General features: G+C 48.4%; 9 protein-coding genes. 6 read left to right on the top strand and 3 right to left on the bottom strand.

The genetic code is table 11. The features are described from left to right. Positions 1–250: 250 nt before the first annotated feature. From EKG38_RS14570 to EKG38_RS14555, 4 genes are all read left to right on the top strand, one after another. The gene (locus EKG38_RS14570) at positions 251–2,050 is read left to right on the top strand and encodes a thiamine pyrophosphate-binding protein (RefSeq protein ID WP_126520965.1); all 1,800 of its coding nucleotides are present in this window, start codon (positions 251–253) and stop codon (positions 2,048–2,050) included. Between the two features lie 322 nt (positions 2,051–2,372). Next, positions 2,373–2,744 carry a hypothetical protein gene (locus EKG38_RS14565; protein ID WP_012004311.1) on the top strand — a complete coding sequence of 124 codons (372 nt, stop codon included), beginning with the start codon at positions 2,373–2,375 and terminating at the stop codon, positions 2,742–2,744. Between the two features lie 148 nt (positions 2,745–2,892). Continuing rightward, on the top strand, positions 2,893–5,253 hold the full coding sequence (locus tag EKG38_RS14560; RefSeq protein ID WP_126521097.1) for a Tex family protein: 2,361 nt from the start codon (positions 2,893–2,895) through the stop codon (positions 5,251–5,253). A 339-nt stretch (positions 5,254–5,592) separates the two neighbouring features. Beyond that, the gene (locus tag EKG38_RS14555) at positions 5,593–7,605 is read left to right on the top strand and encodes an LTA synthase family protein (protein ID WP_126520964.1); all 2,013 of its coding nucleotides are present in this window, start codon (positions 5,593–5,595) and stop codon (positions 7,603–7,605) included. Here the strand turns inward: EKG38_RS14555 and EKG38_RS14550 are convergent. Both EKG38_RS14550 and bioH read right to left on the bottom strand, forming a co-directional pair. Continuing rightward, positions 7,598–8,101, bottom strand: coding sequence for a hypothetical protein (locus EKG38_RS14550; protein ID WP_126520963.1), 504 nt, complete (start codon positions 8,099–8,101; stop codon positions 7,598–7,600). The two genes, EKG38_RS14555 and EKG38_RS14550, sit on opposite strands and share 8 nt — an antisense overlap. A gap of 75 nt (positions 8,102–8,176) precedes the next feature. Then, complete coding sequence (bioH, locus tag EKG38_RS14545) at positions 8,177–8,956, bottom strand: pimeloyl-ACP methyl ester esterase BioH (protein ID WP_126520962.1); 780 nt, start codon at positions 8,954–8,956, stop codon at positions 8,177–8,179. A gap of 37 nt (positions 8,957–8,993) precedes the next feature. Here bioH and EKG38_RS14540 point away from each other — a divergent pair, with 37 nt between their 5' ends. Continuing rightward, positions 8,994–9,794 carry a ComF family protein gene (locus EKG38_RS14540; protein WP_126520961.1) on the top strand — a complete coding sequence of 267 codons (801 nt, stop codon included), beginning with the start codon at positions 8,994–8,996 and terminating at the stop codon, positions 9,792–9,794. A gap of 12 nt (positions 9,795–9,806) precedes the next feature. Here EKG38_RS14540 and EKG38_RS14535 read toward each other — a convergent pair whose 3' ends face one another. Further along, positions 9,807–12,353 (bottom strand): M14 family zinc carboxypeptidase, encoded by a 2,547-nt coding sequence (locus EKG38_RS14535; RefSeq protein ID WP_126520960.1) that lies wholly within the window; start codon positions 12,351–12,353, stop codon positions 9,807–9,809. A 230-nt stretch (positions 12,354–12,583) separates the two neighbouring features. Here EKG38_RS14535 and nfuA point away from each other — a divergent pair, with 230 nt between their 5' ends. After that, positions 12,584–13,162 (top strand): Fe-S biogenesis protein NfuA, encoded by a 579-nt coding sequence (nfuA, locus tag EKG38_RS14530; protein WP_126520959.1) that lies wholly within the window; start codon positions 12,584–12,586, stop codon positions 13,160–13,162. Positions 13,163–13,841 lie beyond the last annotated feature (679 nt).

Genomic DNA, 13,841 nt, shown 5'->3' with positions numbered 1-13,841 from the left:
TCTGCACCGATGCCGCGTTAGGGTCAATGAGCGGATTGGTGTAAACCCGGGTCTACAGACAGGACTCCCCTATCATCCCCTAACATAGGGCTGTGACCCGGCTCACGTTTAAGTGTAACGTTAATTATACACTTGGTCTGCTCCGTTCATTTTTTCAAAACTGATCTCGATCAACATACTCTTTCTCAATCTCTCTAGGCTGCATCTTCAATAAGTAAAGAGTGTCAGCGAAATAGAGAAGGATTGCGCCGTGTCCCCGTCGATTAAAGATAACTTTGGTAGTGAGTATTACAACAGTTTGCCACTTTTTGGCGACTGCCTGGGTGAGTTATTGGCCTTTTTTGGGGTGAAACGAGCCTATGGTGTCGGCGGTGATTTTGTTGCAAACCTGATCAACGCATTAGAGGGGCATCTCGATGTGTTGCCGTCGAGCAATGAGATGCATGCCGGCTTTAGCGCCTGTGCTCAGGCTGAACTGAATCCTCTGGGGATGTGCTTAACGACCTATACGGTCGGCAGCCTTCCCTGTGTTACGGCTGCCGCATTGGCGAGAACCGAGGGTTTACCTGTGGTCTTTATCTCTGGCGCACCCGGTGAGGCAGAGGTCAATAGCCATGCCCTGCACCATTCGGTACACCCACATACTGCCTGGCACACGGATCTCGATGCGGCCTTAAACTCTTTTCGTGCTCTGGGTGTCAGAGCCGAGCGTCTCCAGGGGCAGAGACATAGCGGACAGCCGAATATTGCCGCCGAACAATGTTTGGAATTGCTCAGCTATGCCTATCTGAACCGCCAGCCGGTATTTATCGAGATCCCAAGGGATCTGATCAATCAGCCGACTCAATCTCTGAGCCTGCCACTGAGTCTGGAGCAGATATCACAGAATCAGCCACTTAACTTGAGTGGTGCCGAGTTGATCGCCAAAGATATCGAGGCAAAGCTTAAACAGGCCAACAAGCCTTTGGTTTTTCTTGGAGAAAAGCTGAGGTTGAATAGCACGCTACTCTCGAAAATCATCTCATTGTGTCATCAACATAGCCTGCCCTATGCGACGAGTTGGTTCGGTAAGGGAATGCTGAATGAGAGCGAGCCTCTCTGTTTAGGCAGTTATAACGGTGCCTTCAGTGAACTCGAAGGCAAACACTATATCGAATCTCAGGCCGACTATATTTTGGAGTTAGGGACGGCAATATTTCCCTCCGATACCAATAATGCATTTAGCAGTCAGACCCATGCCATAGACACTCATCGCCATAAAACCATGCTGCGAGGAACGGCGCGATGGGAGAAGGATATCGAGGCCGTTATCGATCTTCTGGTGCAGAAGTTACCGTTAAATGAGGAGGCTGAAAACACTCAGGATCCGGATGAAAAAGTAACTCTGCCACTCGAGTCCGTAATGCTTGGCTACCATAACTTAGCGGACACGATTAATCAGGCTCAGCGTCAGCTCGTTAAGCCTTACATCTTCGTGCCCGAAGTCGGTAGCTCCCTGTTTGCCAGCTTCGAATTAGAGACCCATATCAGTGATATCGGCAGAAGTTATCTTGCAAACCCCTGGTATGCGGCCATGGGAACCTGTCTTCCTTACGCAAGAGCCATTGCCGATCAACTTGCCGACATTAACAGCCAGCAGCCGGTATTAGTCATGATTGGGGATGGTGGTTTTAATTTCCAGGCTAATGAACTGATCAATCTGCAGAAGCAGGGCGCCAATGTGACGATTCTCTACATGAGAAACAATATATTCCATCTGGGCAAGGCCGGTGATGCGCCTATTTATGCCTGTAACGATCAAGGGTTTAATCCAAGGCTGTTGATCCAGGCCTATGGGGGAGATGGTCACCTGTGTGAGACGACTGAACAACTTGCGACTTGCCTTGTTGAGACGGCTCATAAAGGTGGATTACACCTGATAGAGGTTCCGACCTCTGTGAAGGCCGAGCATCAGAGTGAGACGACTAAGAAGTTAAACACCTACATTGGCTTTAGAAACGGCGATCCCCAAGCCACCGAGCGATGGAGTGAGCTGTGTGGTTCAAATTAAAGCTCATGGATAACAGAAGGTGAAAATATAGCTAAACACACTTTTAAATTGAGCTTCGGAAACGGCGACCTCCAAGCCACCGAAAAGTGGAATGAGCTGTGTGGCCATTTTTGATGGCTTTGAGAATAATGCAGTTTGAATGTGAGTAATATTAGCTAGGGCTAAATTGATGTCGGTCATGATGAGACGACAATTGTTCATGCTAATATCAGTTTTCAGGCTTTGACATGTATAGATCTCCCTATAGGCTAGGGGAAATACAATTGGTTTACTCATATAGAGCAAGTGATTCTTCGACAGATAACAAAAATGGATAATAAAGATGGATAAGACTCAGTATTTTTATCGTACCGCCATTTTCACACGCAAAGATAATCAGGTGTCATTGGTTGATATTGAGAAGCCGGACGATACGACTCCGATGGAAGATTGGATGGCGATAGTGGTATCACTCGCCGATGGTCGTCATACGGTGAATGAGTTGATTGCTTATATGGGCTCTCAATATCGCAGTGCACCACAGGAGTTAGAAGATACGCTGCATTCTGTGCTGGAAAGGCTGCAGGAGGGGAAGATAGTTCAACTGAGTGAGCAGGCAGTCGAGCTTCCCTATTATCTGGCCGAGCCTATTGAATCTCTGGATATTGAAAAGGCGAAGAAGCTGATCAAAGAGGATGGTTATATTCATCATTGATTCCCCCTTCGGAGAAGGCCCGCACCCTGTGGGCTTTTTTGTTCACACCGTTTGAATCTCTTTAAGCATATTTCATGCAAGAGGTGTATCGGCTGTGCTATCTTTGGCACCACTCAAATCTTTCTATCCAGGCACGACACAACTTCTTATGCAAATGACGCAAAATATTGCCCAAATCATCGCTCAGGAACTGAATGTTCGCGAACAACAAGTCACCTCTACTATCACCTTACTCGATGATGGTGCAACGGTACCTTTCGTTGCGCGTTACCGAAAGGAGGCGACGGGAGGGTTGGATGATACTCAGTTGCGTACGTTAAATAGCAGGTTGAGTTACCTGCGTGATCTGAATGATAGAAGAGCGGTGATCCTATCGAGTATTGATACTCAGGGAAAACTGACCCCTGAATTGAAAAAAGCCTTGGTCGATGCCGACAGTAAGACGCGTTTAGAAGATCTTTACCTGCCTTATAAGCCTAAGCGTCGCACTAAGGGTCAGATAGCAATTGAAGCGGGTATCGAGCCTTTGGCCGATTATTTATTCGGTAACCGACAGGCAGATATTGAACTCGAAGCGGGTAAATTTATCAATGCAGAAGCGGGGTTTACCGACAGTAAGTCCGTTCTCGATGGGGCGCGTTTCATTATCATGGAGCGTTTTGCCGAGGATGCCGCGCTGCTGCAAAAGGTAAGGCAGCACCTTAGCCAAAACTCTGTGCTCGAGAGCAAGATGGTGAAGGGGAAAGAGAAAGAGGGCGCAAAATTCCGTGACTACTTCGAGCATACAGAGAAATTAAGCAAGATACCGTCGCATCGTGCATTGGCTATGCTACGCGGTCGCAATGAGGGAATGCTGAGTTTAAGCATGAATGCCGATCCGGACAATGAGTCTAAGCAAAGCAGTTACTGCGCCGTTATCATCGCCGATCACTTTAAGCTTAACCTGACAGATAGTGCGGTAGACCAGTGGCTGAAAACCGTCGTCACAGCAACCTGGCGTATCAAGATCGCACTACAGATGGAAACAGAGTTTCTTGCTAAGATGCGTGAACAGGCAGAATCTGAGGCGATCAACGTTTTTGCGAAGAATTTGGGCGATCTTCTGATGGCCGCTCCTGCAGGAGCCAAGGCCACACTAGGATTAGATCCGGGCCTGAGAAGCGGGGTGAAGGTGGCTATCGTGAACAACACGGGTAAGCTGGTGGCGCATACGACTATCTTCCCCCATGCTCCGCAAAACCAATGGGACAAGTCTGTTCGCACCTTAGCTAACCTTGCCAAGATGCATAAGGTTGAGCTGATCGCGGTTGGTAATGGTACCGCTTCGAGAGAAACAGATAAGTTGGCGGGTGAGCTGATGGCCAGTGTGAAAACCGAGCTACCAGGGTTAACTAAAATTATGGTGAGTGAGGCGGGAGCCTCAGTCTATTCGGCCTCTGAATTAGCGGCCAATGAATTTCCCGATCTTGATGTGTCTATTCGTGGCGCCGTGTCTATCGCCCGTCGTCTACAAGATCCGCTCGCCGAGCTGGTTAAGATCGAGCCTAAGTCGATCGGAGTTGGGCAGTATCAACATGATGTCAGTCAGAGCCAACTGTCTCAGTCTCTCGAGGGGGTTGTGGAAGACTGCGTTAACGGTGTTGGCGTTGATCTCAATATGGCTTCTGCGCCCTTGCTGTCACAAGTTGCTGGTTTGAATAAGACATTGGCCAGAAACATTGTCACTTACCGAGATGAAAATGGTCAATTTAAACAGCGTAAGCAGCTACTTAAGGTTGCACGTTTAGGCCCTAAAGCCTATGAGCAGGCGGCTGGATTCCTGCGCATTGTCGATGGCGATAACCCATTAGACGCTTCCTCTGTGCACCCGGAAGCCTATTCGCTGGTGGAATCGATTGCTAAGGCAAAAGATCAGGCCTTAGACACTTTAATGGGTAACAGTGAACTGTTACGAAGCCTGAAGGCCGAAGATTTCATTACCGAAAAATTTGGTCTGCCAACCGTTACAGATATTCTGGCTGAACTCGACAAACCCGGACGAGATCCACGTGGAGAGTTTAAGACTGCCACCTTTAAAGAGGGCGTTGAAGCGGTTAAAGATCTTAAACTCGATATGATCTTAGAGGGTGTGGTGACCAATGTGACTAACTTCGGTGCCTTCGTCGATGTCGGGGTTCACCAGGATGGATTGGTGCATATCTCCTCACTGACGGATAAGTTTGTCAGTGACCCTCACACAGTCGTTAAGGCGGGTGATGTGGTGAAGGTTAAGGTGATGCAGGTCGATGTTGAGCGCAAGCGTATTGGTCTTAGCATGCGTTTGGATGAGAAGGCCGGTGATATGCCAGCGAGCCGACCTAACCACAAAACTCAGGCAGGGTCTAAGCCTGCTGCTAAATCGAATCAGCAAGGCAAAGGCAAGCCTCAGCATAGATCTCAGCCAAAACAGCAAGCCAATGCTGCCATGGGCAACGCTTTCGCCGATGCCTTTGCAAAATTGAAGAAGTAATACCGATACTTTAGTTATCGAGTGCTTAGAGAATGTCGACTGGGTTATCCCATTCGACATTTTTTTTACTTTACGCTTGTAACTCTCGTTTTTAATGTTTCACTTTTGTTTCTGCTTTGCAAAGAACAAGTGAACTTATATACTCCGCGCTTGTCTTATTCCAAACCCCTTTATTAAGGGATGGTGAATCTAACTCGTACACATGTTTTATTACGGTGAAAGAGACATTTACTTATCACTCCTCAGAGGGTGAGAGAGGGAAACTCCCCAGGGAGTCTTAGCGCATGGACCACTCCAGAACTCTGGATTAGTAATACTAGATAACTTTTGGGTGCTTTCATGGCCTCTCGCTTTTCCATTTTGGGTCCATTTAGATCCATTTTATGTTTTTGTTTAATCGCATTATTGATTGTCACTTTAAGTCGTATCGGATTAGGTTTCTGGCAATTCGATCGAGTCGTTGCCGTTGGTGGTTGGTCCCATCTGATTCTCCAAGGCCTTAGGGTCGATCTGGCAACGCTTTGCTGGTTGTGGGGCATTGCTGCACTGGGAACGGCGATATTTTCCGGTGATCATGCTCTGGGTCGCACCTGGAACTCTCTGTTAAGAGTCTGGTTAACGCTTGGTCTTTGGCTAATGTTGTTTCTTGAAGCCTCTACCCCCTCATTTATCCAAGAGTATGGAATAAGACCAAATCGTCTTTATATCGAGTACCTTATCTATCCCAAAGAGGTGCTTTCGATGCTGTGGGCCGGGCGTAAAGTCGAGCTGATTTTCGCTGCCTTGTTGAGCTTGACGACCCTGTGGGGCGGATGGAAGTTGAGTGGCAGCCTACTGAAAAACATTCGTTATCCTCGTTGGTTCTTTCGCCCGTTTATTGCGCTGCTAGTGATCGCCGTGACTCTGATGGGCGCCCGCTCCAGCCTGGGACACAGACCCTTGAACCCTGCAATGGTCGCTTTTGCTGATGATCCTCTGGTTAACTCTCTGGTGATCAACTCCTCCTACTCCCTGTTCTTCGCTATCAGCCAGATGAAGAGTGAAGCCAGTGCGGCCAAAATGTACGGCAGCATGGATGAAGAGCAAGTGATCGATACGATACGAAGGGAAAGTGGCAGAGAGCTTGCTGCATTCACATCGGAAGCGATCCCTAGCCTCTCCTTTAACCCTGCAAGCTATCAAGGTAAACCTAAGAACCTGGTTATTATTTTACAGGAGAGCTTAGGAGCGCGATTTGTGGGTAACTTAGGTGGCTTACCTCTGACACCCAATATTGATGAGTTGTCAAAAGAGGGCTGGGCTTTCGAAAACCTCTATGCTACAGGTACACGCTCGGTTCGTGGAATTGAGGCGGTCACGACAGGTTTTACCCCCACACCGGCTCGTTCGGTCGTTAAGTTAGGCAAGAGCCAGCATGGTTTTTTCTCGATTGCGGCGTTGTTAAAGCAACATGGATATGAGACGCAATTTGTCTATGGTGGTGAGAGTCATTTCGACAATATGAAGAGCTTCTTCCTCGGCAATGGCTTCAGTAATATTGTCGATGAAAATGATTACAAAAATCCTGCTTTTACGGGCTCATGGGGTGTTTCAGATGAAGACCTGATGAGAAGAGCGAACAGTGAATTTGAGCAATTTCACAAGCAAGGTAAGCCATTTTTCAGTTTAGTGTTTAGTTCGAGTAATCATGATCCTTTCGAGTTTCCCGATGACAGAATAGAGCTCTATGAACAGCCTAAGCAGACGCGCAATAATGCGGCAAAGTATGCCGATCATGCGGTGGGCGAGTTTTTCAAGCTAGCGAAGCAGTCTGACTATTGGAAAGACACGCTATTTTTGATCGTTGCCGATCACGACAGCAGAGTGGGTGGTTCCAGTCTGGTGCCCATCTCGCGATTCAGGATCCCTGGAATTATCGTCGGCGATGGTGTGGAAGCTAAACGGGATCAGAGGGTGGTGAGTCAGATAGATCTCGCACCCACCTTGCTCTCTATGATGGGGATATCGGATAGTTATCCTATGCTTGGCCAAGATTTGACACGAGTCAGCGACGACTGGCCGGGTCGTGCATTGATGCAATATGATAAGAATATGGCCTATCTTCGTGGTGATGATGTCGTAGTATTGCAACCTGAGAAGGTGCCTAGCGGGTTTAAATATGATTTCCTTGATGAGACGCTGGTTGCAACCCCGCAGAGTGATGAGATGAAACAGGTGGCGTTAGCTTGGGCACTGTGGGGAAGTTTAGCCTATCAGAAGGGCTTATATCGCCCCCAGGATGAGGTTGTGCAGCGTGATGGTTTGATTTCAGCTGAGCTGACACATAAATCAGCCGAGGTGACACTTAAATAAGTGCGGATATGACAGGCTCATCATGTGGATGAGTCTGTTGCTGATAAAAACTCTCGACCCTTTGGCCAAACTCTCGATAAAACTCAGAAGGTTGATCTAAGATAATGGCTCTTTCATTATCTGTTTTCTGGGGAGTCGGGTTGACTGCTTGCTGACTGGCTCGAATATCGCGTCGTTCAAGTGCAGGCTTTCCTCTGAGCAGATCTTTGATAAGTAGAGGCGCGGCGTGTTTCGCCTGATCTTGTTGTTTACCTTCCTGTTGCTGGTGGCCAGTACCTTGCTGTTTACCCTGAGCCCTCTCATTTAATCTGGCTTGAGCGTCGGCTTGCTCTGCGGTGCGTTCGTGCTGAGGTGTAAAGGACCGCTCTTCATGGCCCTTAGTTAACTCTTTAGGTGGGATCACGGGGGGTCTCTGCTGATTATCCGTGCGTGCAGAGTCAGTAGCGGCATTGGTTGTCGCTATCGGCACTTGTGGATAATTAGTGACCACTAACATACATGTCCCCCTTAATATTTAATGGTTAAATAATAGCCATTTATCGATTAAAGATAAAGTATTATCGAAGAAGTTTTAGACTGCTAATTTATCTATCCAGTTTACCAAGCCTGTGATGAATTCATCCCTGTGGGAGATGAAGGGGGCATGGGAGGCTCTGTGGAGTGATATATCCTGGTAGCGCTGTTCATCTTGTGGCATCAAAAGCGGAACCCGTCTCGGGACTAAGCTGTCTAATCGCCCCCAGATCCTTAGCCAAGGTTGGTCTATCTGGCTTATTTGAGGACGGAGATCGACATGTTTAAGCATATCGAGTCCCTGCAGGAGGGCGGTCGTCTGAGGAAGTGGCCTGGATAGGACCAGCTCTCTAAGCTGTTTGATATCATCTTTTGCCGTTACACTGCCCATGGCCTGTATCGCTAAGAAGCGGTCTATGGTTTTACTAAGATTGTTATCGAGTTGCTTGCTAAAGTCAGACAATATCTGAGGCGGGATCCCAGGCCAGGACTCCTCCTCTCTTGCCATGAAGCAGGGAGAGGAGGCGATAGTGACCAGTCCTTGTACCCGTTCGGGATAACGCAATGCGGCTCGGGTTGCGACAAGTCCACCTAATGACCAGCCTACCCAGATCGCCTTGTGAGCTAACCTGCTTGCTATCGCATCGACCCAGGCATCAATATCTCCCTCTATCATTGAGCTATGGCCAAAACCGGGCAGATCTACATAGTGCACCCTATACTGAGACAGAGAAGAATGTAGCGGTGTAAAAACGGCACTGTTCACCCCCCAACCGTGAAGCATAACGATCTCCTGCCCTTGACCAATGGACTCGATATGAAGGGGAGATGGATTCACAGGTTTACCTCAAGATTAGGAAAAATGGACTTTTTCTATGATAAAAGATTCTATAGCGCAGCGTGCATTGACCTGTTTGGTTAAGGCTGCACAGTTCGGCAGAAGACGATTACAGGCGCTCTATCGTGGAGCCGTTAACCTGCTGGCTGCTAGTTTACCGAATCGATGTCTGATGTGCCATCAAAGCATTGAGTTGCCTGATTCGGGGATCTGCTCCGTATGTCTCGTCACTGGCCTCTATCAAGCTCCGGTATGCCTGGGCTGTGGTCGTGCCATGCAAGTTGAGGCCATATATTGTGGAGCCTGCATCTCGTCTAAACCGCTCACCATTATTGCCCCCTGCAGCTACCATCAAGGGCTGGGAGAGTGGGTAGGGCAAATTAAGTACCAAGCACAATTTTCAGCATTACCTGTGTTATCACATGTATTAGCGAACCGAATTCTCTATTTGGAGGAGATTGGATTATTGCAGCTTCCTCAAGTATTAATTCCAGTGCCCTTACACCGTAATAGATTAAGGAAGAGGGGTTTTAATCAGGCATGTTTAATCGCGGGTGCCCTTGCCAGCAGGCTCAATATTCCGGTGGTAACCGAAGGGCTAACCCGGACTAGTGATACGCGCTCTCAGGCTGGGTTAACGGGTAAGCAGCGACGTAAAAACTTGTCAGGAGCCTTTAGTTTAGAGGCTCATTTCCCCTATCAGCGTATCGCACTGATCGATGATGTCGTGACCACCGGGACGACGGCAAAAGAGATTGCGGAGCTTTTTGAGAAGCGACATATTCATGTGCAGATATGGTGCCTTGCAAGAGCTGAGGCACCAGGGTTAATGGATTAGCTTGCTTTGAACCTAATCCAGTGCCGGTACAAAATAGAGGGCGTTGGCATAGACTTTTTCCGATCCCAGCCAGATGTTTCTGAACATGAGATTATCCGCCAATATCACTATCGCCCCTTTTCCTCTGGGTTCGAGGAGTATTGCCGGGCTCATAGAGAAACTTCGCTGGTACTCTTCGGCCAGGTAGCCACTCAGGAGTGGCTCTTCGGCATACTTTGCCGCCACAATGAAGGGGGTCGACGTTTCGGTCAGTCCTAAGGCTTTATTTTTCAATATAGGTAAGCTGTTACCGCGTATTCCGAAGCTTAATGGGTGAGTTGGGTCGAGTGTTAACTCAAGAATTGCTCCGCCGATTGACTGCCTGGCCTCAAGCTTCTCTCTGTCTGCGAAGCTAAGATTGGTGCTATCAAACAGCTGGTTATAAAAACGTGCCTCCTTAAGATCTGTCTTAAGGAGGTGACCCTTATTTAGCCAGGTTAGCGCGCCTTTTTGGGCAATAATTGTGCCGCCTAGCTTGGCAAACTGCCCCAGCTTACGCGCGAACTTCTCATCGAGTGAGGAGTAGCTGCCCCCCGGTAGGATAATGTGGCTATAGTCACTTAAGGTAAGGCGTGTCAGGCGTCCAATATCGACAAGTGTCACGGGGACGGCCAACTTTGTATCTAAGTAATACCAAAGCTCTCCCACCTCTGATGCATTAGTTCCTTGCCCTGTTACTAACAGAGGCTTTATCGGTTTCACGGTGTGAAAATCCGGGCTGCCCAGGTCGATGCCTGAAACCGAGCTGCTGGTGGTCACAGAGGCAATGTTTAGCGGGTATCGCTTCACCAGTTCAGTCAGCTTCGCGGTAATTTTTTCTGCCGAGTTACCACTTTGTTTCAGTGGGATTTGCAAGCTTCCAGCCGGAAAAATAACGTCAATGTCATCGACTCTTATGGTAAATGGCTTGCCGGCAAACTTGGCACGAATACCGGTTTGCAACAACTGTTGAAGAACGGGGGCTGCATTATCCTGTTGCCAATTTATGAGCAGGGATACCGCCTGTTCATCGACGTTAAAGGCGGTCGGTTTAGGCCGTTTTTTAGATAATACGTCGATATCCAGCTTAGCGTTTCTTATTAACTGAAGGTGATAAGCTTGCTCAAGGTTCCAACTGGAAACATCATAAAAAGTAGGATCGGTAAATTCAGTTCTATTATCGAACATGGCCAGCAATAGACTTTTTTGCGGTTGATTAACAGGAATAAATAGACTGGTTTGCACGGCAAAATCTACCTTGCCTTGGGTGACTGATTTAGTCAGGTAATAAAACTCGATATGGTGTTGCTCTAGCAGAGCGCTCAAGTCGGTAATTCGATTTGCATTAGCGGGGGCGCCAATAAGGAAGCCTTGTTGACGTCCTTTTTTCAGGGTCTTGTCCCTGCCTTGGTAAAATTCGCTCTGATATTCAAGCAGCTCATCTTTTAGCGCCAAAGCTCCCTTCAGGCTGGATATCGAGGTCGCAACGTGGTTATGTATGGCCTCTTGCAGTCTTAACTCTCCATTTCGTGTCGCTTGAACCTGACCTCTGGGGCTGGCTTGTTCGAAGAGGACACCGATAGAACCGTTGATATCCGGGTAAGTTGAGCCTTTTCCATAGTAAAAATCATCGAACATCTGTCGACTGAAGTAGCTTTGTTTGAGCTCATCCAATGCTTGCTGATGAAACTTGGCTAGTTTTGCAGTCAGTGCCTGGTTGTCTTTTGGAGTAAAGGGATGTGTGCGGGAGGGGACGCCGGGTTGGAAAAAGTAGCTCTGATCTCGCCCCATCTCATGAAAATCACCCACATAGTGAGGCTGCCACTTGTGGAACAGCGCTACCCTACCTTGGGATTCCGGGTGACGTAGGAAAAGCCAGTCACGGTTAAGGTCGGCAAAGTAGTGATTGCTTCTGCCACTCGGCCAGTTCTGTCTGTGCTCCTTGTGGTTACTGTCGCTCACATTCACCTGACCACGGTAATTATTGGTCCAGTTTGAAAATCGATCTAAACCATCCGGGTTTTGACTCGGGGTAATAAGAATGACCGCTTCGTCCAGTAAGCGGTTAATCCATTGCTCGTTACTGCTTGCGAGTAGATGGCTGAGTTTCAATGCCGCGTGTGCGCCGCTGGCCTCGTCACCATGAATCGAGTAAGCCAGCCAGATCACTAAGGGCCCCTGCTGTGTATCACCCGACTTAACTGTTTGTCTCTGTCGTAGAATCTCATCCAGTCGTGCTTGGTTTTTGGCTGAGCTTATAACGGCCGTTAATTGCTGTCTGGCCTCATGGCTTTGGCCACTCTTTTCGATGGAGACTTTGGCACTTTCACGGGCTAACTGTTTCAGATAGAAATTTATTTGGTCATGCCGTAGGTGCCACTGTCCCAGAGGATAGTCTAAAAACTGGGTTGGAGAGGTCAGGCTTGTATCGGATTTTGCCGTTAAGATCGCATTCTCGTCGTGCGGCTCTGCAGCCATTGCAGGAGACAGCAAAGACAATGAGCAGTAAGCCGCTAGAAAATACAGACAGGATCTCAACATAGATAATGTTCTTTATACTTGTAATATAAAGGTTAAATTAACAGTTAGCGCAGTTTCATGCCATAGCTGGTCTTAGAAAAGTGGATACTTTTATTAAAAGCAATCTCAACAAAATGGCTAAAAAAACTAAACCAATGCAAATAGGGGCTACAAAGCTGAACTCAGGAGGAGTATCATATGGCTAATCCATACTAAAACACTCAAGCATTACCTGACGGAGCATGTCTTAAATGATCAACATTTCCGATGCAGCTCAGGCCCATTTTGTTACTTTGTTAGCAGATCAGCCTGAAGGAACTCATATTCGTGTATTTGTAATTAGCCCAGGCACAGCAACGGCTGAGTGTGGCGTTTCATATTGTCCGCCAGACGCTGTCGAAGCAGATGATATGGAGTTCGAGTTCAATGGCTTTAATGCCATGGTCGACGAGAAGAGTTCTCCTTTCCTCGAAGAGGCAAGCATTGACTTCGTCACCGACCAATTAGGTTCACAGTTAACGCTCAAGGCGCCAAACGCTAAGATGCGTAAAGTGGCAAGCGATGCACCACTGAGTGAGCGTATCGATTATGTGATCCAGTCAGAGATCAACCCGCAACTAGCAAGTCATGGTGGTAACATCATGTTGGTCGAAGTGACCGAAGAGGGAATGGCTATCCTGCAGTTTGGTGGCGGTTGTAATGGTTGTTCTATGGTCGATGTCACGCTAAAAGATGGCATTGAAACACAGTTACTTGAAAAGTTTCCTGGCGAGCTGACCGGTGTTAAGGATGTGACCGAACATCAACACGGCGATCACTCTTATCAGTAACGGAAGCTTGTAGATTCGGGGGCTTAGGCTCCAGGATTAATAAAAAAAGCGAGTTGGTTATTAGCCAACTCGCTTTTTTTATGTCTGCGGGTAATGCTGGGATGACGCTGCGCTGGTGGGGCAGAGATGACGCTACGCTGGTGGGGCTGAGATGACGCTACGCTGGTGGGGCTGAGATGACGCTACGCTGGTGGGGCGGAGATGACGCTACGCTGGTGGGGCTAAGATGACGCTACGCTGGTGGGGCTAAGATGACGCTACGCTGGTGGGGCTAAGATGATGCTACGCTGGTAGGGCTAAGATGATGCTACGCTGGTGGGGCAGAGATGACGCTACGCTGGTGGGGCTAAGATGACGCTATGCTGGTGGGGCTAAGATGACGCTACGCTGGTGGGGCAGAGATGACGCTGCGCTGGTGGGGCAGAGATGACGCTACGCTGGTGGGGCAGAGATGACGCTACGCTGGTAGAGCTGAGATGACGCTACGCTGGTAGAGCTGAGATGACGCTACGCTGGTAGAGCTGAGATGACGCTGCGCTGGTGGAGCTGAGAGGACGCTGCGCTGGTAGAGCTGAGATGACTTGTACCTAGCCTTTTCCCAATAGGGCGAAGCCCGTCGAATAGGCGGAGCCGTCCGCGAAGCGATAGGCCGAAGGCCGTCATCTTAGCCTTAGCTTTT

Origin of the sequence: Shewanella canadensis (assembly GCF_003966225.1) — a bacterium.
In the GTDB taxonomy this organism is placed as follows: domain Bacteria; phylum Pseudomonadota; class Gammaproteobacteria; order Enterobacterales; family Shewanellaceae; genus Shewanella; species Shewanella canadensis.
The sequence above is the reverse complement of the archived record's forward strand: the minus strand, read 5'-3'. Positions and strand labels throughout refer to the sequence as shown.

Coding starts and splice junctions, on each gene's coding strand:
- EKG38_RS14565 (WP_012004311.1), top strand. CDS start 2,373: ATGGATAAGACTCAGTATTTTTATCGTACCGCCATTTTCACACGCAAA.
- EKG38_RS14555 (WP_126520964.1), top strand. CDS start 5,593: ATGGCCTCTCGCTTTTCCATTTTGGGTCCATTTAGATCCATTTTATGT.
- EKG38_RS14535 (WP_126520960.1), bottom strand. CDS start 12,353: ATGTTGAGATCCTGTCTGTATTTTCTAGCGGCTTACTGCTCATTGTCT.
- EKG38_RS14560 (WP_126521097.1), top strand. CDS start 2,893: ATGCAAATGACGCAAAATATTGCCCAAATCATCGCTCAGGAACTGAAT.
- EKG38_RS14540 (WP_126520961.1), top strand. CDS start 8,994: ATGATAAAAGATTCTATAGCGCAGCGTGCATTGACCTGTTTGGTTAAG.
- EKG38_RS14550 (WP_126520963.1), bottom strand. CDS start 8,101: ATGTTAGTGGTCACTAATTATCCACAAGTGCCGATAGCGACAACCAAT.
- nfuA (WP_126520959.1), top strand. CDS start 12,584: ATGATCAACATTTCCGATGCAGCTCAGGCCCATTTTGTTACTTTGTTA.